The 19200-nt window shown below is 67.4% G+C and carries 14 protein-coding genes and 2 pseudogenes; 10 read left to right on the plus strand and 6 right to left on the minus strand.

Annotated features, from left to right (window positions below; all coding sequences use genetic code 11):
- Positions 1-277: 277 nt before the first annotated feature.
- Positions 278-1918, minus strand: coding sequence for an acyl-CoA dehydrogenase family protein (locus tag BLT60_RS00005; RefSeq protein ID WP_090874178.1), 1641 nt, complete (start codon positions 1916-1918; stop codon positions 278-280).
- Between the two features lie 111 nt (positions 1919-2029).
- Between BLT60_RS00005 and BLT60_RS00010 the strand changes: the two genes are divergently transcribed.
- From BLT60_RS00010 to dprA, 4 genes are read left to right on the plus strand one after another with little or no spacing between them, the layout of a single operon-like run.
- Positions 2030-2986 (plus strand): aspartate carbamoyltransferase catalytic subunit, encoded by a 957-nt coding sequence (locus BLT60_RS00010; protein WP_090874179.1) that lies wholly within the window; start codon positions 2030-2032, stop codon positions 2984-2986.
- Positions 2979-4319: a dihydroorotase gene (locus tag BLT60_RS00015; RefSeq protein WP_244521088.1), complete on the plus strand. Its 1341-nt coding sequence runs from the start codon at positions 2979-2981 to the stop codon at positions 4317-4319. The genes BLT60_RS00010 and BLT60_RS00015 overlap by 8 nt, the downstream gene beginning before the upstream one ends.
- A 21-nt stretch (positions 4320-4340) precedes the next feature.
- Positions 4341-4952 (plus strand): glycerol-3-phosphate 1-O-acyltransferase PlsY, encoded by a 612-nt coding sequence (gene plsY, locus BLT60_RS00020; RefSeq protein ID WP_090874180.1) that lies wholly within the window; start codon positions 4341-4343, stop codon positions 4950-4952.
- The gene (gene dprA, locus BLT60_RS00025; protein ID WP_090874181.1) at positions 4949-6070 is read left to right on the plus strand and encodes a DNA-processing protein DprA; all 1122 of its coding nucleotides are present in this window, start codon (positions 4949-4951) and stop codon (positions 6068-6070) included. The genes plsY and dprA overlap by 4 nt, the downstream gene beginning before the upstream one ends.
- A 3-nt stretch (positions 6071-6073) precedes the next feature.
- Here the strand turns inward: dprA and BLT60_RS00030 are convergent, their stop codons facing one another.
- The gene (locus BLT60_RS00030) at positions 6074-6262 is read right to left on the minus strand and encodes a hypothetical protein (protein WP_090874182.1); all 189 of its coding nucleotides are present in this window, start codon (positions 6260-6262) and stop codon (positions 6074-6076) included.
- 271 nt (positions 6263-6533) lie between these two features.
- Between BLT60_RS00030 and topA the strand changes: the two genes are divergently transcribed.
- From topA to BLT60_RS00045, 3 genes are all read left to right on the plus strand, one after another.
- Entirely contained in the window at positions 6534-9179 is a 2646-nt protein-coding gene (topA, locus tag BLT60_RS00035; protein WP_090874183.1) for a type I DNA topoisomerase, read from the plus strand.
- Complete coding sequence (gene rnr / locus BLT60_RS00040) at positions 9176-11500, plus strand: ribonuclease R (RefSeq protein ID WP_425284958.1); 2325 nt, start codon at positions 9176-9178, stop codon at positions 11498-11500. The genes topA and rnr overlap by 4 nt, the downstream gene beginning before the upstream one ends.
- A 62-nt stretch (positions 11501-11562) precedes the next feature.
- Positions 11563-12048 carry a DUF983 domain-containing protein gene (locus tag BLT60_RS00045; protein ID WP_090874185.1) on the plus strand — a complete coding sequence of 162 codons (486 nt, stop codon included), beginning with the start codon at positions 11563-11565 and terminating at the stop codon, positions 12046-12048.
- Here the strand turns inward: BLT60_RS00045 and BLT60_RS00050 are convergent.
- Entirely contained in the window at positions 12012-12947 is a 936-nt protein-coding gene (locus BLT60_RS00050) for a DMT family transporter (RefSeq protein WP_090874186.1), read from the minus strand. The two genes, BLT60_RS00045 and BLT60_RS00050, sit on opposite strands and share 37 nt — an antisense overlap.
- Positions 12948-13032: 85 nt before the next feature.
- Between BLT60_RS00050 and BLT60_RS00055 the strand changes: the two are divergent.
- Positions 13033-14453: pseudogene (locus tag BLT60_RS00055) on the plus strand (aminotransferase-like domain-containing protein).
- Between the two features lie 301 nt (positions 14454-14754).
- Positions 14755-15810: pseudogene (locus BLT60_RS00060) on the plus strand (aminotransferase class I/II-fold pyridoxal phosphate-dependent enzyme); the annotation flags it as partial.
- On the opposite strand, the gene BLT60_RS00065 reads toward BLT60_RS00060, so the two are convergent.
- Positions 15798-16730 (minus strand): SMP-30/gluconolactonase/LRE family protein, encoded by a 933-nt coding sequence (locus tag BLT60_RS00065; protein ID WP_090874188.1) that lies wholly within the window; start codon positions 16728-16730, stop codon positions 15798-15800. The pseudogene BLT60_RS00060 and the gene BLT60_RS00065 overlap by 13 nt on opposite strands.
- 83 nt (positions 16731-16813) lie before the next feature.
- Here BLT60_RS00065 and rpmG point away from each other — a divergent pair, with 83 nt between their 5' ends.
- Positions 16814-16981, plus strand: a complete 168-nt coding sequence (gene rpmG / locus BLT60_RS00070; RefSeq protein WP_090874189.1) for a 50S ribosomal protein L33 — start codon at positions 16814-16816, stop codon at positions 16979-16981.
- Positions 16982-17360: 379 nt separating this feature from the next.
- Here the strand turns inward: rpmG and BLT60_RS00075 are convergent, their stop codons facing one another.
- Positions 17361-18728 carry a PleD family two-component system response regulator gene (locus BLT60_RS00075; RefSeq protein ID WP_090874190.1) on the minus strand — a complete coding sequence of 456 codons (1368 nt, stop codon included), beginning with the start codon at positions 18726-18728 and terminating at the stop codon, positions 17361-17363.
- An 11-nt stretch (positions 18729-18739) separates the two neighbouring features.
- Positions 18740-19111, minus strand: a complete 372-nt coding sequence (locus tag BLT60_RS00080; RefSeq protein ID WP_090874191.1) for a response regulator — start codon at positions 19109-19111, stop codon at positions 18740-18742.
- Positions 19112-19200: the final 89 nt, after the last annotated feature.

The raw sequence follows: 19200 nt of genomic DNA on the forward strand, positions 1-19200 counted from the left end.
GAGGATACGGGCGGATCGGACGAGGGGGATGGGATTTTTGTTATGCCCGGTGGGGGGGCGGGCCTGCATGTCACGTCAAGCGCGGCCATGACGGGGAGGCGCGCGACCGGATGGCCAGTCTCCTGGCGGGCGAGCGCCCCCTCCACCACCCTTCGGGTGGTCCCTCTCCTCCGTGAACGGGGGAGGATCGCGGTGGCGATGGGAGGCGTATCCGGCGATGACGGTTGGCGCCGCGGCGACCGGGCTCGTCCTCCCCTGCGAAGCGGGGGAGGAAAGCTTACACCGCCGGGCAGATGTAGTTGATGAAGGCGGTGGCGTCGAAGCGGGAGTCGAGCATGCCGTAGGTCGAGCGCCAGGGCTTGCCAAGGCGGGTTTCGACGAAGGCATCGGCGATCACCGAGGGAAAACGGCGGCGGAGCGAGGCGGCGGCGACCGTCATCGCCAGTTGCTCGGTCAGCACCCGGGCGGAGCCCTCGTCGGCCAGCGCCACCGCGGCGGCGGCGCGTAGCACGTTGAGCGTCGACTTGGCGGTGCCGCCCAGCGCGTCCTCGATGGTGGCGAGCACCGCCTCCAGCGGCTCCGAGGACTTGCGCATCACCCGCATGACCTCGAGGCACATGATGTTGCCCGGGCCTTCCCAGATGGCGTTGACCGGCGCCTCGCGATAGAGGCGCGGCAGGCGGCTTTCCTCGACATAGCCATTGCCGCCGAGGCACTCCATCGCCTCGGCGATCAACGCCGGGGCGATCTTGCCGATCCAGTATTTGGCCGCCGGCGTCATCAGCCGGGCAAAGGCGGCCTCGGCCGGATCGTTGCTGGCGCGATCGTAGGATTCGGCGAGGCGGAAGGCGAGCGCCGCCGCCGCCACCGCGTCGAGCGCCATGTCGGCCAGCACCCGGTTCATCAGCGGCTGTTCGAGCAGGACCTCGCCGAAAGCCTCGCGGTGGCGGGCATGATGGACGGCCTCGGCGACCGCGATGCGGATCAGCCCGGCCGAGCCGACCGTGCAGTCGAGCCGGGTCAGGGTCACCATGTCCTGGATGGCGGCAAGGCCCCGGCCGATCTCGCCGATCAGGAAGCCGGTGGCGCCGTCGATCTCGATCTCGGCGGTGGCGTTCGAGCGGTTGCCGAGCTTGTCCTTGAGCCGCATCAGCCGGATGGCGTTGCGCCGGCCGCCGGGCAGGAAGCGCGGCATCAGGAAACACGAAAGACCGTCGCGGGTCCGGGCGAGAATGACGAAGGCGTCGCTCATCGGCGCCGAGACGAACCACTTGTGGCCGGTGATCCGCCAGGAGCCGTCGCCAGCGTCCTCGGCGCGGGTGGTGGTCGCGGCCAGGTCGCTGCCGGCCTGCTTCTCGGCCAGCGCGACGCCGAGGGTGACGCCCTTCTTGTCCTGCATCGGCCGCGCGGCGGAATCGTACTGGCGCGAGCGGATCTTCGGCAGCCACTGGCCGGCAAGATCCGGCGCATGGGCAAGGGCCGCGACCGCCGCATTGGTCGCGGAAATCGGCCCGAGGTGGCCGGCCTCTGCCTGCACGGTCATGAACAGGCGAGCCGCCCGGGCGAGCGAGCGGACGCTCGATTCGGCATCCGTCGCGTCCCAGGTCGAGGAATGGACGCCGGCGGCTATGCTCCGCCTCATCAGCGCGTGCCAGGCGGGATGGAACTCGACGACATCGATCCGCGCACCGTTCGGGTCGAACGGCTTCAGGACCGGCGGGCTGGCATTGGCGATGCGGCCGAGCTCGAAGGTTTCCGGCGTTCCCCAGACCTGGCCATGGGTGACCAGCTGGTCGATGACAGCATTCGGGATCCCCTCGACCAGCGCGGCAAGCGCCGGGTCGGACGTGAACAGGTTGATGCCCGACAGAGGTGGCGACTGGTTGACCACCTCATGCGTTTCGACGGTCGAATTCAATGGAAACTCCCGCCCCGCAGCGGCAAGCCGCGATTCGCTGTGGGTAGCTTACCATGACGCCCCAACCGCCGCTTGCCCGCGCGGCCGACTCTGCCTATAGGACTGGCTTTAATGAACGCGCCCCCTCCCCCGACCGCAATTGCCCTTCCGAACCGGCATCTGTTGGGAATCGAGGGAATGTCCGCCGCCGAGATTCTGGCGCTGCTCGACCTGGCCGAGGAAGCCGTCGAGGTCAGCCGCCAGATCGAGAAGAAAAAGACGGTGCTGCGCGGCCGCACCCAGATCAACCTCTTCTTCGAAGCTTCGACACGGACGCAATCCTCCTTCGAGCTTGCCGGCAAGCGCCTCGGCGCCGACGTGATGAACATGGCGGTCGCCAATTCGGCGGTGAAGAAGGGCGAGACCCTGATCGACACGGCGATGACGCTGAACGCCATGCGGCCGGATATCCTCGTCGTCCGCCACCATGCCGCCGGCGCCGTCGAACTGCTGGCCCAGAAGGTCTCCTGTTCGGTGATCAATGCCGGCGACGGCGTCCACGAGCACCCGACCCAGGCGCTGCTCGACGCGCTGACCATCCGCCGCCACAAGGGCGCCATCGACCAGTTGACGGTGGCGATCTGCGGCGACATCGCCCACAGCCGGGTGGCGCGGTCGAACATCCTGCTGCTCAACGCGCTCGGCGCCCGGGTCCGCGTCGTCGGTCCCTCGACGCTGCTGCCGACCGGCATCGAGCGGCTCGGCGTCGACGTCTTCACCGACATGCGGTCCGGGCTGGCGGACGCCGATATCGTCATGATGCTCCGCCTGCAGCGCGAGCGGATGGAGGGCAGCTTCGTCCCCTCGGTCCGCGAATATTTTCATTTCTTCGGCCTCGACGAGGCCAAGCTCGCCTGGGCCAAGCCCGACGCGCTGGTCATGCATCCCGGCCCGATGAACCGCGGCGTCGAGATCGACTCGGCGGTCGCCGACGGCCGCCGCAGCCTGATCGGCGAGCAGGTCGAGATGGGTGTCGCCGTCCGCATGGCGGTGCTGGAGGCGCTGGCCGCGCACCTGCCCAATGCTTGAGATGACCCGCGACGCAACCGGCGGACGCCGGGGCAACGACGACCGGCCGATCGTCTTCGAGAATGCCCGGGTCATCGACCCGTCGCGCGACCTCGACGAGACCGGCGTCGTGGTCGTCGCCGACCGGCGGATCGTCGCCGCCGGCAAGGATGTGCGGACGGCCCGGCCGAGCGACGCCGAGGTGGTCGACTGCCGTGGCGCCATCGTCGCGCCGGGACTGGTCGACATGCGGGTCTTCGTCGGCGAACCCGGCGCCGAGCACCGCGAGACCTTCGCCTCGGCCGGACAGGCGGCCGCCGCCGGCGGCGTCACCACCATCGTCACCATGCCCGACACCGATCCGGTGATCGACGACGTCGCGCTGGTCGATTTCATCAGCCGCCGCGCGCTGGCCGAGACCGCGATCCGCGTCCACCCGATGGCGGCGCTGACCAAGGGCCTGGCAGGCGGCGAGATGACCGAATTGCGCCTGCTCGGCGAGGCCGGCGCGGTCGGCTTCACCGACGGCCGACGCACCGTCACCAACCCGGCGCTGATGCGGCGCGCCCTCACCTATGCCCGCGACTTCGGCGCGCTGATCGTCCAGCACGCCGCCGACCCGGACCTTGTCGGCAAGGGCGTCATGAACGAGGGCGAGGTGGCGACCCGCCTCGGCCTTGCAGGGATCCCGCGGGAAGCCGAAATCGTCATCCTCGAACGCGACATCCGGCTCGCCGCGCTGACCGGCGGGCGCTACCACGCCGCGCTGATCTCCTGCGCCGAGTCGCTGGAAGTCGTGCGCGCCGCCAAGGCCAGGGGCCTTGCCGTCACCTGCGGCGTCTCGGTCAACCACCTGACGCTGAACGAGAACGACATCGGTTCCTACCGGACCTTCTTCAAGCTGTCGCCGCCGCTGCGCCACGAGGACGACCGCAAGGCGATGGTCGCGGGCCTGGCCGACGGGACGATCGACGTCGTGGTGTCGAGCCATGACCCGCAGGATGTCGAGACCAAGCGCCATCCCTTCGCCGACGCGGCCGACGGCGCCGTCGGCCTCGAGACGCTGCTGCCGGCGGCGCTCCGGCTCTTTCATGACGAGAGCATCGACCTTGTCGCCCTGTTCCGGGCGCTGGCGACGCGGCCGGCCGAACTGCTCGGCCTCGAGGTCGGGCGGCTGGCGCCGGGGGCGCCCGCCGATCTCATCGTCGTCGATCCCGACATGCCCTGGGTGCTCGACCCGGACCTGTTGCGCTCGCGCTCCAAGAACACCGCCTTCGACGGCGCCCGCTTCTCCGGCCGGGTGCTGCGCACCCTTGTTGCCGGGCGGACTGTCTACGAATACGCTGCCGGCTGATTTTCAATCGCGGACGCCGTCATGCCGACCAGTTTGACTATCCTCGCGGCGCTCGCCATCGGCTACCTGCTTGGCTCGATTCCCTTCGGCCTGATCCTCACCCGCTTCTCCGGGCTCGGCGACGTGCGCGCCATCGGGTCCGGCAATATCGGCGCCACCAACGTCCTGCGCACCGGGCGCAAGGACGTTGCCGCCGCGACGCTGGTCGCCGATATCCTCAAGGGCACCATCGCCGTCCTGGTCGCCGGCGCCCTGTTCGGCTTCGGCTCGGACGGCGCCATGGTCGCCGGGCTCGGCGCCTTCCTCGGCCACATCTTCCCGGTCTGGCTCAAATTCAAGGGCGGCAAGGGCGTCGCCACCTATCTCGGTGTGCTCCTCGGCCTCGCCTGGCCGGCGGCGCTGGCCTTCGCGGTGATCTGGGCTGCGACCGCCTGGTTGACCCGCTTCTCCTCGCTCTCGGCCCTCGTCGCCAGCCTGCTGACCCCGCCGGTGATGATCCTGCTGCTCGGCGAGAACCGCATCGGCGGCCTCTTCGTCGTCCTGACCATCATCCTGTGGTGGCGGCATGCGGAGAATATTCGCCGGCTGATCGCACGAACCGAAAGCCGGATCGGCGGCGGCAAGGGCGCATGACCCCGGCGGGCCGCGGTATCCGGCTCGACGACGACCAGCGGCTGGCCTGGCTCCGCCTGATCCGCAGCGAGAATATCGGTCCCGTCACCTTTCGCGACCTGATCAACCATTTCGGCAGCGGGCTGGCGGCGATCGCCGCGGTGCCGGACCTCGCCCAACGCGGCGGGCGACGGATCCGGCTCTGCTCGATCGAGGACGCGGAACGCGAACGCGACGGGCTGGCGCGCATGGGGGCGCGGCTGGTGGCGATGGGCGAGAGTGACTACCCGCCCCTCCTCCGCCACCTCCCCGACGCGCCGCCGCTGATTACGGTGCGCGGCGACGCCGCCTGCCTCACCCGGCCGGCCGTCGCCATCGTCGGCTCACGCAATGCCTCCGTCGCCGGGCGCAAGTTCGCCGCCCAGATCGCCGCCGGACTCGGCCAGGCAGACTATGCGGTGGCCTCCGGCCTCGCCCGTGGCATCGACGCCGCCGCCCATGCTGCCGCGATCGACACCGGGACGATCGCGGTGCTCGCCGGCGGCCTCGACCAGCTCTACCCGCCGGAGAATATCGACCTGGCCGAGCGCATCGTCGCCGCCGGCGGCGCCCATGTCAGCGAAATGCCCTATGGCTGGAGCCCGCGCGCCCGCGATTTCCCGCGCCGCAACCGGATCATCTCGGGACTGTCGCTGGGGGTCGTGGTGATCGAGGCGGCGACCCGCTCGGGCTCGCTGATCACCGCCCGCCGCGCCGCCGACCAGGGGCGAGTGGTCTTCGCGGTGCCGGGATCGCCGCTCGATCCGCGCGCCGCCGGCTCCAACCGGCTGATCAAGGACGGCGCGACGATGGTCACCGACCTCGACGACATCCTCTCCGAACTCGGGCCGATGCGCGACCGCACCCCGGCCCCGATCGAGATCGCGGAAGAAGCGGCCGACGACGAGCCACGCCCCGCCGACGTCGCCGACGACGAGCGCGCCGCGATCCTGTCGGCGCTCGGGCCGACACCGGTCGAGATCGACGAGATCATCCGCTTCACCGGCGGGCGACCGGCGGTGGTCCATCTCGTCCTGCTCGAACTGGCGCTGGCCGGTCGTCTCGAACGCCACCCCGGCCAGCGCGTGTCGCTGACCTGACGGTCAGCCCGTCTGGCCGTCGTCGTGGCGCCTGGCTTCCGCCGCGGCATCGTCCTCGACCATGCGCAGCAGGAAAGCGAGGAAGCCCAAGCCCGATCCCGATGCGAGCCGCCGCAGTTCCCGCGCCATGGATTCTATGTAACGTGCCGATTCTCCCGGATCCGGCACCGATTCCACGCCCTTGATCGTCATTCTGCCCCCACCCAAGTAAATTACACAACCTATGCTTGTGTAATTTACATAGTATAACTATACCGCTAGGACTTCGGCAAGACAGGTGCACGCCTGACTTTCAGCGTATTCGCCGGTCAGGTTCGGCCCCGTGTCACGCCATCGATTGACACGCCGAGGCGATTCTCGGATTGTCCCGCCGCCTCGGTCGAGCAGCCGACACCCTTACAACGTCGCTGCAGCGACCCCACCTAATCGCCCCGAGTAGAACGAAAGCCTCGTCACGGCATCCATGAATATCGTCATCGTCGAATCGCCCGCCAAGGCAAAAACCATCAACAAATACCTCGGTTCCGACTACGAGGTATTTGCTTCCTATGGCCACGTTCGCGACCTTCCGTCGAAGAACGGCTCGGTCGATCCCGACGAAGACTTTGCCATGAGCTGGGCGGTCGACGGCAAGTCGAGCAAGCGCCTGGCCGACATCGCCAAGGCGGTCAAGGGCGCCGACCGGCTGATCCTCGCAACCGATCCGGATCGCGAGGGAGAGGCGATTTCCTGGCACATGCTCGAGGTGCTGCGCGCCAAGAAGGCGCTGACCGACAAGCCGGTCCAGCGGGTGGTGTTCAACGCGATCACCCGCGACGCGGTGCTCGACGCGATGAAGCATCCCCGCGAGATCGACGCCGACCTGGTCGACGCCTACCTCGCCCGCCGCGCCCTCGACTACCTCGTCGGCTTCACCCTGTCGCCGGTGCTGTGGCGCAAGCTGCCCGGCGCCCGCTCGGCCGGCCGCGTCCAGTCGGTGGCGCTGCGCCTGGTCTGCGACCGGGAGAACGAGATCGAGATCTTCGTCCCGCGCGAATACTGGTCGGTCGCGGTGACGCTTGAGACCGTGGCCAACGCCCAGTTCGTCGCCCGGGTCGTCAATTTCGACGGCAAGCGGATCACCCGCCTCGACATTCCCGACGAGACCATGGCCCGCCGCGTCGAGACCGCGCTGAAGGCCGGCGACTATCGCATCGCCTCGATCGAGGCCAAGCCGGTCCGCCGCAATCCGCCGCCGCCCTTCACCACCTCGACCCTGCAGCAGGAGGCCTCGCGCAAGCTCGGCTTCTCCTCCGCCCGCACCATGCAGGTCGCCCAGCGGCTCTACGAGGACGGCCGCATCACCTATATGCGAACCGACGGCGTCGACGTGGCGCCCGAGGCGCTCGCCGCGACCCGCGCGACGATCGGCAAGGATTTCGGCCCGCGCTACGTCCCCGAGCAGGCTCGCCACTACAAGGTCAAGGCCAAGAACGCCCAGGAGGCGCATGAGGCGATCCGCCCGACCGACCCGTCGACCTCCCCGGCTTCGCTGCGCTCGCTCGAGGCCGACCAGGCGCGGCTCTATGAGCTGATCTGGAAGCGGCTGCTGGCCAGCCAGATGGCGGCCGCCGAGATCGAGCGCACCACGGTCGAGATCGAGGCCGGCGGCGGCGACAAGGTCGGCCTGCGCGCCACCGGGCAGGTGATCCGCTTCGACGGCTTCCTCACCCTCTACCAGGAGGGTCGCGACGAGGAATCCGACGAGGACGACGCCAACCGGCTGCCGCCGATGACGGAAGGTGAGAACCTGAGCGAGCGCGGCATCGCCGTCGACCAGCATTTCACCGAGCCGCCGCCGCGCTACACCGAGGCGACGCTGATCAAGAAGATGGAAGAGCTCGGCATCGGCCGGCCGTCGACCTATACCTCGACGCTGTCGGTGCTGCGCGACCGCGACTATGTCCGCCTCGAGAAGCGCCAGTTGATCCCCGAGGACAAGGGCCGGCTGGTCACCGCCTTCCTGTCGAGCTTCTTCAAGCGCTACGTCGAGTACGATTTCACCGCCGAGCTTGAGGAGAAGCTCGACAAGATCTCCAACGGCGACATCGCCTGGAAGGACGTGCTGCGCGAGTTCTGGAACCAGTTTTCCGCCGATGTCGGCGACACCAAGGACCTGCGCGTCTCGGAGGTGCTGGAGGCGCTGAACGAGCTTCTCGCCCCGCATGTCTTCCCGAAGCCGGCCGATGGCGGCGACCCGCGCCAGTGCCCCTCCTGCGCCACCGGCAAGCTGTCGCTGAAACTTGGCAAGTTCGGCGCCTTCATCGGCTGCTCGAACTATCCCGAGTGTCGCTTCACCCGCCAGTTGGCGACCAATGGCGAGAATGGCGACTCTGCCGAACTGGGCGCCGACGGCGTCCGTGAGCTTGGCCAGGATCCGGAGACCGGCCTTGCCGTGACGGTGCGCACCGGCCGCTTCGGCCCCTATCTCCAGCTTGGCGAGCCGACCGAGGAGGAGAAGAAGCCGAAGCGCGCCAGCCTGCCCAAGGGCTGGAGCCCGGCGACCATCGAGCTCGAACAGGCGCTGTCGCTGCTGGCGCTGCCGCGCGAGGTCGGGCTGCACCCCGAGACCAATACGGTGATCACCGCCGGCATCGGCCGCTACGGTCCTTTCGTCCTCCACGACGGCACCTACGCCAATCTCGACTCGGTCGACGAGGTCTTCTCGGTCGGTCTCAACCGCGCGGTCTCGGTGCTTGCCGAGAAGCGGGCCGGCGGCGGTCGCGGCCGTGGCCGGGCGACGCCGAAGGCGCTCAAGACACTCGGCGATCACCCGACCGCCGGCGGCGCCATCACCGTGCGCGACGGCAAGTACGGCCCCTATGTCAACCACGGCAAGATCAACGCCACCCTGCCCAAGGACGTGCCGCCGGAAGAGGTGACGATGAACGTCGCCCTCGAACTGCTGGCGGCCAAGGCCAAGAAGGGCGGCGCCAAGCCGAAGGCGACCAAGGCCAAGACGACAAAGGCCAAGACCACCAAGGCGAAGACCGCCACCAAGGCCAAGGCGACCAAGGCGAAAGCCAAGCCCAAGGCCGACGCCGCCGAGCCCGCCGCCAAATCGAGCTGACATTGGCGAAGAAACCGACCAGCGCAACCAGGACGGAGCGGCCCTTTCCGACCCGCGAGGAAGTCCTCGCCTTCATCGCCGAGAATCCCGGCGAGTCGGGCAAGCGCGAGATCTCGCGCGCCTTCGGCATCAAGGGCGCCGACCGCATTCCGCTGAAGGCGCTGCTCAAGGACCTCGCCGAATCCGGCGCCATCGACAAGCGGCGCGGCAGCCTGATCCGCTCAGGCGACCTGCCGCCGGTGACCGTGCTCGAGGTGACCAGCCGAGACCGCGACGGCGAACTGACCGCCGAGCCGGCCGAGTGGTTCGAGGAACAGGGGCCGGCGCCGAAGGTGCTCGTCGCCCGGGGCCACGGCAAGGGACCGACCGCCGGGGCCGGCGACCGGATTCTCGCCCGGCTGTCGAAGGAAGGCGCTGGCGAAGGCTACGCCTATACCGCCCGGATCATCAAGCTGCTGGCAGCCAAGCCGGCGACCGTGCTCGGCGTCTATCGCGAGACGCCGCGCGGGCCGCAACTCGAACCGGTGGACCGCAAGCAGAAGGCGCTGGAAATCGAGCGCGACGGGATCAAGGGCGCGAAGGACGGCGACCTCGTCTCGGTCACCGTGTCGCGGCGCGGCCGCTACGGCATGGACCTCGCCCGCGTCACCGAGGTGATCGGCTCGATGCGGAACGAGAAGGCGGTCAGCCTGATCGCCATCCTGTCGCACGACATCCCGCATGTCTTTCCCGACGACGTGATCGCCGAGGCGGACAAGGCGAAGCCGGCGACGATGAAGGACCGCGAGGACTGGCGCGACCTGCCGCTTCTCACCATCGACCCGGCCGACGCCAAGGACCACGACGACGCCGTCCACGCGGTTGCCGACGACGACCCGGACAATGCCGGCGGCTTCGTCGTCACCGTCGCCATCGCCGATGTCGCCGCCTATGTGACGCCGGGCTCGCCGCTCGACCGCGAGGCGCTGGTCCGCGGCAATTCGGTCTACTTCCCCGACCGCGTCGTGCCGATGCTGCCGGAGCGGATCTCCAACGACCTCTGCTCGCTACGCGAGGGCGAGGACCGGCCGGCGCTCGCCGTGCGCATGGTCTTCTCCGAAGACGGCCGCAAGCTTAGCCACCTCTTCCACCGGGTGATGATGCGCTCGGCCGCCAAGCTTTCCTATGCCCAGGCCCAGGATGCCTTCGACGGCAAGACAATTGACGCCGACCGCCGCGTCACCGATGCGCTCGGCGTGTTGTGGGACGCCTACATGGCGCTGCGCCGCGGACGCGACGACCGCAGCCCGCTGGAACTCGACCTGCCGGAGCGGCGGCTGGTGCTCGGCAAGGACGGTTCGATCGAGCGCATCATCGTGCCCGAGCGGCTGGAATCGATGCGGCTGATCGAGGAATTCATGATCCAGGCGAATGTCGCCGCCGCCGAGACGCTCGAAGCCAAGAAGTCGCCGCTGGTCTACCGCATCCACGACGCGCCCTCGCTGGCCAAGCTCGAGGCGCTGCGCGATTTCCTCCGCTCGATCGACATGACCTTTCCGAAGGGCGGCAATCTGCGGCCGTCGAACTTCAACCAGATTCTCAGCCGGGTCCGGGACACCGAGCACGACCACCTGCTGCACGAGGTGGTGCTGCGCACCCAGAGCCAGGCCGAATATCACCCGGAGAATATCGGCCATTTCGGCCTCAACCTGCGCCGCTACGCGCATTTCACCTCGCCGATCCGCCGCTATGCCGACCTCATCGTCCACCGGGCGCTGGTCGGCGCGCTGAAGCTCGGCGCAGGCGGGCTGCCGAAGGGCATCGAGGCGGACCTGCCGGAGATCGCCGCGCAGATCTCGGCGGCCGAGCGCCGCGCCATGGCGGCCGAGCGCGACACCGTCGACCGGCTGGTGGCGCACTGGCTGGCCGACCGGGTCGGCGCGACCTTCACCGGCCGCATCGCCGGCGTCACCCGGGCCGGGCTGTTCGTCAAGCTCGACGAGACCGGCGCCGACGGCTTCGTGCCGATGCGTTCGCTCGGCTCGGACTATTTCCATTTCGACGAGGCGCGCCGCGCCGTGATCGGCCAGCGCACCGGCGAGACCCACCGGCTTGGCGACTCCGTCGAGGTCAAGCTGGTCGAGGCGGTGCCGCTTGCCGGGGCGCTGCGCTTCGAACTGCTGAGCGAGGGCAAGGTTACCGCGAAGAAGGACCGCCCGGCCGACACCCGCACGCCCGGACGCAACAAGGTCGGGCGGGCAAAGCCCGGCCGTGGCAAGACCAAGGGCAAGGCGAAGGCCGGCAAAGCCGGCGGCAAGGCAGCGCGCGGCAAGCGCCGCTGATCGCCGCGACATATTGGTTGGCCGGCTTGATCGGCATTGGCGATCGGCCTACTTTTCAGGCCATGGAAAACACTGAACAAAGCCATGTCTGGCAAGCGAGCGCCGAGTTGAACGATCTCGGCCTGCCGAAGCGCCCGGCCGTGCAGGCGATGAAGCGCGGCTTCTTCTGCCGCTGCCCGAACTGCGGCGAGGGCGCGCTGTTCAATCGCTATCTCAAGTCCGTGCCTGAATGCGCTCAGTGCGGCGAGGACCTCAGCCACCACCGCGCCGACGACGCACCGCCCTATTTCACCATCATGATCGTCGGCCACATCGTCGTGCCGCTCATGCTGGCGGTTTTCCTGGTGACCGAGTGGTCGAACCTGACCCATATGGCGGTCTGGCTGCCGCTGACGCTGGCGATGACCCTGCTGCTGCTGCAGCCGGTCAAGGGCACGATCATCGGCCTGCAATGGGCGCTTTACATGCACGGCTTCGACACGCGCTCGGATCCCGACGCGATGCCGGAAGGCTACCTCCCCCGCGAGGCGTCCGCCGAGGGCGTGTAGGACGTCTCAGGTTGAGCCGTTAGGCGGGCCCGTTCCTGTCTGGCAAACCGGCGCGCGACCACCACGCACACGATGACGGCGACCGTGACCGCCACCATCGTCCAGGTGACAGTCTCGTGCAGAAGCGCCGCCGCAAGCGCCAGCCCGAAGAAGGGTTGCAGCAACTGCAGCTGGCCGACGGCGGCAATGCCGCCCTGGGCAAGGCCGCGATACCAGAACACGAAACCGATCAGCATGCTGAAGAGCGACACATAGGCCAGGCCAAGCCATGCCGGCAGCGTGACGCCTGTGAACGTCTGCGGCATGGTGAGGACCGTCAGCGGGATCATCACCGGGAGCGACAGGACAAGCGCCCAGGAGATGACCTGCCAGCCGCCAAGGGTGCGGGACAGCCTGGCGCCTTCGGCATAGCCCAGGCCGCAAACGACAATGGCCGCAAGCATCAGGGCATCTCCGGTCGGCGAGGCGGACGCCCCCTGTGTGAGGGCGAAGCCCGCCACCAATGCGCTGCCCAGGGTCGAGAAGATCCAGAATGCAGGCCTCGGCCGCTCGCCGCCGCGCACCACGCCGAAGATCGCCGTCGACAATGGCAGCAGGCCGATGAAGACGATCGAATGCGCCGAGGTGATGTGCTGGAGCGCAAGCGCGGTCAGCAGCGGAAAACCGACGCTTACACCGAGTGCCACGATCACCAGCGAGACGAGGTCGCTGCGCCCGGGCCGCTTCTGCCTGAACACAAACAGGAGAAAAACCGCGAGCCCCCCGGCGATCGTTGCCCGCGCGACCGTGAGGAATACCGGGTCGAATTGCATCACGGCGACGCGCGTCGCCGGAAGCGATGCGCTGAAGATCACCACCCCGATCAATCCGTTGATCCAGCCGCTTGTCACCCGGTCCATTAGACGCTCCCTCTTTCTCCTCTGGTTGTCGGCGGCAACGTCTGGCCCGGCCAGTGACAATCCGATACAGTTTGACCAAACTGTTATGACATCGGATTCAATACGGATGAGTGGCGACACAAGCGGCGGAACCCGTGTGGCAATGGTCATGGCGGCGATCCGCCGACGCATTGCCGGGCGGAGCCTGACGCCCGGCGACAAGTTGCCGTCGATCCGGTCCTGCGCCGCGACCATGCAGGTATCGGCCTCCACGGTGGTCGAGGCCTATGATCGGCTCGTGGCCGAAGGGATCATCCGGTCCCGCCCGGGATCCGGGTTTTACGTCGCCAGCCAGACGGCTCCCCTGGCGCTGTCCGAGGTGGGGCCGAAGCGCGACCGGGCAATCGATCCGTTCTGGGTTTCACGCCAGTCGCTGGAAGCCGGGAGCACCGACCTGATGCCGGGGTGTGGCTGGTTGCCGCCCTCCTGGCTGCCGGAAGACGCCATGCGCCGCGCGCTCCGGACCGTGTCGCGGGGCGACGTGTCGACGCTGGCGGATTATGGCACGCCGCTCGGGCTACCCCCCTTGCGCCAACTCATCGCCCGGCGCATGGCGGATCACGGCATCGATGCCTCGCCCGACCAGATCATGCTCGCCGAATCCGGAACGCAGGCGCTCGATCTCCTGTGTCGACTCCTGCTGGAACCGGGCGACACGGTGCTGGTCGACGATCCCTGCTATTTCAACTTCCATGCACTGCTGCGCGCGCATCGGGCCCGTCTCGTCAGCGTCGCCTACACGCCGTCCGGTCCAGACGTTGAGCACTTCGCCCAGGTTCTCGATACGCATCGTCCCCGCCTCTACATCACGAACTCGGCCGTTCACAATCCGACCGGCGCCACCCTTTCGCCGGTCACCGCGCATCGTGTGTTGAAGCTTGCCGAGCAATTCGGCCTGACCATCGTCGAGGACGATATCCTTGCCGATTTCGAGCACGCCCCCGCCTCCCGTCTCGCCGCCTTCGACGGGCTCGACCGCGTGATCCATATCGGCAGCTTCTCCAAGACACTGTCGGCCTCGGCACGCTGCGGCTTTATCGCCACGCGTCCCGACTGGATCGAAGGATTGACCGACCTCAAGATCGCCACGTCCTTCGGTGGCGGGCGCCTGACCGCCGAACTGGTCTTCAACATCCTGCGGGACCCGAGCTATCGGAAATACATCGAAGCGCTGCGCGTCCGGCTGTCCCGCGCCATGGGCGAGGTGATCGGCCGGCTGAAGTCGGTTGGCATCGAGCCTTGGCTCGAACCCCAGGCCGGGATGTTCCTTTGGGCGAAATTGCCCGACGGAATCGATGCGGCGGCGGTCGCCCGGAAAGCCCTGTCGCGGGACGTCGTTCTCGCCCCGGGCAACGCTTTCAGCCTGTCGCAATCGGCGATTGCGGATTCTTGCGCTTCAACGTTTCGCAATCCCGCGACGACCGCGTCTTCGAGGTCCTGCGACAGGCAATCGACCGGACGACATGACAGGACGTTGGATCATTGCGCCATCAGGCGTCGCCGCGAGACGGCGCCTTTTCCTTTCGATCCGCGGAGAATCGGGGGTAGCATTCCACCACGCGAGGATACATCATCCGCACAGGCTCCAGACGGGGCTTCCTGCAACGCTCCAAGCCGGGGCTCGACAATCGGGGAGTTCCCCATGAGCGAAGTCTCGAAACGGGTCGCCGCGGCCGATGCCGCCTTTCGGCCGATCGCCGATTTCTATTTCCGCTCGCGCTATGCCGACCGCCGCTTCGCCGAGGGCATTTCCGACTTCACCTTCGGCAATCCCCACGAGATGCCGCTGGATGGCATCGTCGACGCCTTGCGCGACCGCGCGATGCCGCATGACAAGAACTGGTTCGCCTACAAGACCAGCGAGGACGAGCCGCGCGCATTCCTGGCGGAACGGATGTCGGCGGAACTCGGCCTCGCCTTCGAGCCCGAGGACATCGCCCTGACGCCGGGCGCCTTCGCCGCGCTGTCGGTGGCGATGCGCCTGGTGCTCGACGCTGGCGACGAGGCGATCTTCTCAGAGCCGGCTTGGTTCTGCTACGAGCCGATGCTGGAAGCCGCCAACGCGGTCTCGAAGAAGGTGATGCTGACGCCCGGAACATTCGATCTCGATCTCGACGCGATCGACGCGGCGATTACGCCGAAGACCCGGATGGTCATCGTCAACACCCCGCATAATCCGACCGGCCGGATCTACGACCGCGAGACCCTGGCCGCCCTCGCCGACCTGCTCGACCGCGCCTCGGCCCGGATCAACCGGCGCATCTTCCTGATCTCCGACGAGCCCTACCGACGGCTGCGCTTCGACGATCGCGACTTCGTCAGCCCGGCCGCGGTCTACCCCTGGACCTTCATCGTCTACAGCTATGGCAAGGTGCTGCTGGCGCCGGGACAGCGGCTTGGCTATCTCGCCGCATCGCCGCTGATGCCCCGCGCCGACCGCGACACGCTGCGCGAGGCGTTCTTCCCGGCACAGATGGCGCTCGGCTGGGTCTTCCCCAACGCGCTGATGCAATACGCCATCCCCGACCTCGAGGGCCTGACCATCGACACCGCGGCGCTCGCCCGCCGCCGCGACACGCTGATGGCGACGCTCAAGGCGTCCGGCTACGACGTGGTGACGCCGGAAGGCACCTTCTACCTGTTCAGCCGCTGGCCGGCCGGCGGCATCAACGATCCGTGGAACGCGCTGGCCGACCGCGACGTCTTCGTCATGCCCGGATCGATCCTCAACGCGCCGGACCATTTCCGCATCAGCCTGACCGCCTCCGACGCGATGGTCGAGCGGTCGCTGCCGGCCTTCCGCGAGGTTGCTCAGTCCGGCTGACGGACGGGATTGGCGATCGCGTAGACCGCGCCGCCGGTCGCGAACTGGGAGTCCGGCGCCGTGATGAAGAGCTGCGCCTCGTCGGCCGACAGCGCCATGCTGGTGACGAAGGCGTTGGGGACGGGGATCGTGGCGAGGTGGGCGCCGCCGGCATCGACGACGACCAGCCGGCCGCCGCCATATTCGGCGATGTAGAGATTGCCGCGCCGATCGACGGCGAGCCCATCCGGTCCGACTTCCCAGCCGCGCTCCGCGTCGCTGCCAACAAGATCGTCCAGCCTCAGGAAGACGCGCCGGCCTGAAAGGCTCCCGTCTCCGGCGACGTCGAAGGCCAGGACATTGCGCGACAGGTGTTCGGAAACGAAGAGCGTGCCACCGTCCGGGGAAAGCGCGACGCCGTTGGCGTAGTGGATGTCCTCCGCGACGCGGCTGAGACGTCCGTCCCGGTCGAGATGGAGGATCGCCCCGGTCGCCGCCGCCCGGGGCGCGAAACGGCCGGAGGAGGAGAAATAAAGCCCGCCCCTGCCGTCACTCGTCGCCGCGTTGGGGTTCGGAAACCCCTGCCCGGTCTCGTCCGCATCGATCAGGCCGAGCGTCTCCCCGTCGAGGCCGATGCGGGCGAGCAGTTCCTCGCGGTGGCAAAGGACGATCAGTTCGTCCGCCGCCCAGGCGGCCACCGTGGTCGGCAGGCAGCCGGGGCGCGACCACAGGACGGTGTTCGACACCCCGTCCCAGGCCATGACCCGGTCGCTGCCCATCTCGGCGTAATAGAGCGTGCCGTCGCGGACCAGCGGACCCTCCGGATAGACGGAATCGGGATTGACGACGGTCAGCGCCCCGGCTGCGGCGAGGCTGACGGCCATCGCCAGGACCACCGCAAGCGACAGCCCGGCAACCACGGAATCACCAAGTCGCGCCATCGGGAAGCCTTTCAACGCAGGAAAGCTTGACTTTCGACCCGCCGCTCGTAGTTTGGCGGCCAAATCGCCGAAGGGATAATTCAATGGCCAAGGCCACCACCATCAAGATCAAGCTCGTCAGCTCGGCTGACACGGGCTTCTACTATGTCACCAAGAAGAATACCCGGACCAAGACCGAAAAGCTGGCGATGAAGAAATACGATCCCGTCGCCCGCAAGCACGTCGAATTCCGGGAAGCCAAGATCAAGTAACTGGCTTCCCTCGGAACCGGAACGAAAAAAGGCACCGCCATCGGCGGTGCCTTTTTCTTTGGCCGATTAGTGGCCGGTCCAGAACGGGCTTGTACGAGGAGGCCACTCACTCCGTTCTGGAACCGGCCGACCCCACGGACCCAGGAGATGCGGCGGACCTGAGCACTCCGCAGGGTTTCGCAAACAACAATGTGCCCCGCCTTGTCCGCAACTCATGCGTGCTGCAGCGCAGCTACTGCGGGGGCCGGGCGGGACCGACACCCCGGAACTTATCCTCCGACAGCTCTGAATTGAACTAATTTCGAAGGGTCGACCGGAAAAGGTCCACCTTTAGTAAAGTGTTATCGTTAAATTTTGGGCGCGTTGCCCGATGGCGCGGTCACGCCGCGGCTGCGGCGACCCGGTTGCGACCGTCGCGCTTGGCCCGATAGAGCGCCTCGTCGGCGCGTTTCATCAGCAATTCCGGCGTGTCAGCGCGGGATTCCAGCGAACTGACGCCGATCGAGACAGTGATATCGAGCGATACGCCATTCGCCATGTGGAAGGATTCGCCGGCTATCCTCTGTCGGATCCGCTCGCCGACAAGCAGCGCCAGGGCGGAGTCGGTGTCCGGCATTGCCACGACGAATTCCTCGCCGCCCAGCCGGCAGGCGAGATCGATGCCGCGTACCGCCTTGCGGACCCGCCGCGAGAATTCCCGCAGCACATCGTCGCCGGCAAGGTGGCCGTGAACGTCGTTGACCGCCTTGAACAGGTCGATGTCCAGCACCAGCAGCGACAGCGGCTTGCCGCGGTCCTGCGCCTGCTGGACCAGCGAATTGAGGTGGCGCTCGAGATAGCGGCGGTTATGCAGTCCGGTGAGACCGTCGGTGACCGCCATCTCGAGGGTCATCTGCACGTTGTCGCGCAGACGGTCGGAGAAACGCTTGCGGCGGATCTGGGTGCGGACCCGGGCCAGCAATTCGTTGCGATCGATCGGCCGCAGCAGGTAGTCGTTGACGCCGAGATCGAGGCCCCGCAGCAGCCGCGGCTTGTCGTCGGGATCGGCGATAACCAGAATCGGCAGCTGACGCGTCCGGTCGAGGGAGCGGAGCTGCGAGCAGAGCCGCAGCCCGTCGATATTGGCCAGGCTGAGGCTGATGATGACGAGGTCGTAGTCGCTCTCGGCGGCCGAAAACAGCGCTTCCTGCGGGTCGGCATTGACGTCGACGGTATGAAGACGCGACAGCGTGCCGACGACGCGATCGACGCTCGCCGTCATGTCCTCGACAAGCAGGATGCGCCCGCCGTCGCCGGATATCGTCTTCGGATCCATGTTCTCGTCGAAGCCGATTTCCGTTGAGGTCGCTGCCCGCATCATCAACTCGTCGGTCAGCGTCTTCAGCCTTGCGAGACTCTTGACCCGGGTGATCAGGGCGATCTCGTCCACCGGCTTGACGAGGAAATCGTCGGCGCCCGCCTCAAGGCCGCTGACCCGGTCGGCCGGCTGGTCCAGCGCGGTGACCATCACCACCGGGATATGGGCGGTCCGCGGATCGGCCTTGAGGCGACGGCAGACCTCGAGGCCGTTCATTTGCGGCATCATCACGTCTAAAAGCACGATGTCGCAGAGCCCGCGCGAACAGATATCGATCGCCTCCGGCCCGTTGGTGGCGGTGACCACCTCGAAATACTCGGCCGTCAACCGCGCTTCCATCACCTTGATGTTGGCGGCAAGGTCGTCGACGACTAGAACCCGCGCAGTCATGTCCCGATTCCCTAACCGTCGCCCAGATAAGACTTGACCGTCTCGAGGAATTTCACCACCGAGATCGGTTTCGACAGGTAGGCTTCACAACCGCCCTGGCGAATGCGTTCCTCATCGCCCTTCATCGCAAAGGCAGTTACCGCAATCACCGGAATCGACCGCAGGTCATCGTCCTCCTTGATCCACTTGGTCACTTCGAGGCCCGACACTTCGGGCAACTGGATGTCCATCAGGATCAAGTCCGGACGGTGCGTCCGGGCCAGATCGATTGCCTCGAGACCGTTGCGGGTCTCAATGATGCCGTAGCCGCTCGCCTCCAGCAGGTCGTGAAAGAGCTTCATGTTGAGCTCGTTGTCTTCCACGACGAGGACCGTCTTTGGCATGCGGTGGTTCCGGGTTTTCTGCGCCGCCCGCCGATTCTTGCGCCGGCGATTCTTATATGGTGTCAAATTAGCCGGGATTTCTTTCGGAA

The organism is Bauldia litoralis (assembly GCF_900104485.1).
Classification (GTDB): domain Bacteria; phylum Pseudomonadota; class Alphaproteobacteria; order Rhizobiales; family Kaistiaceae; genus Bauldia; species Bauldia litoralis.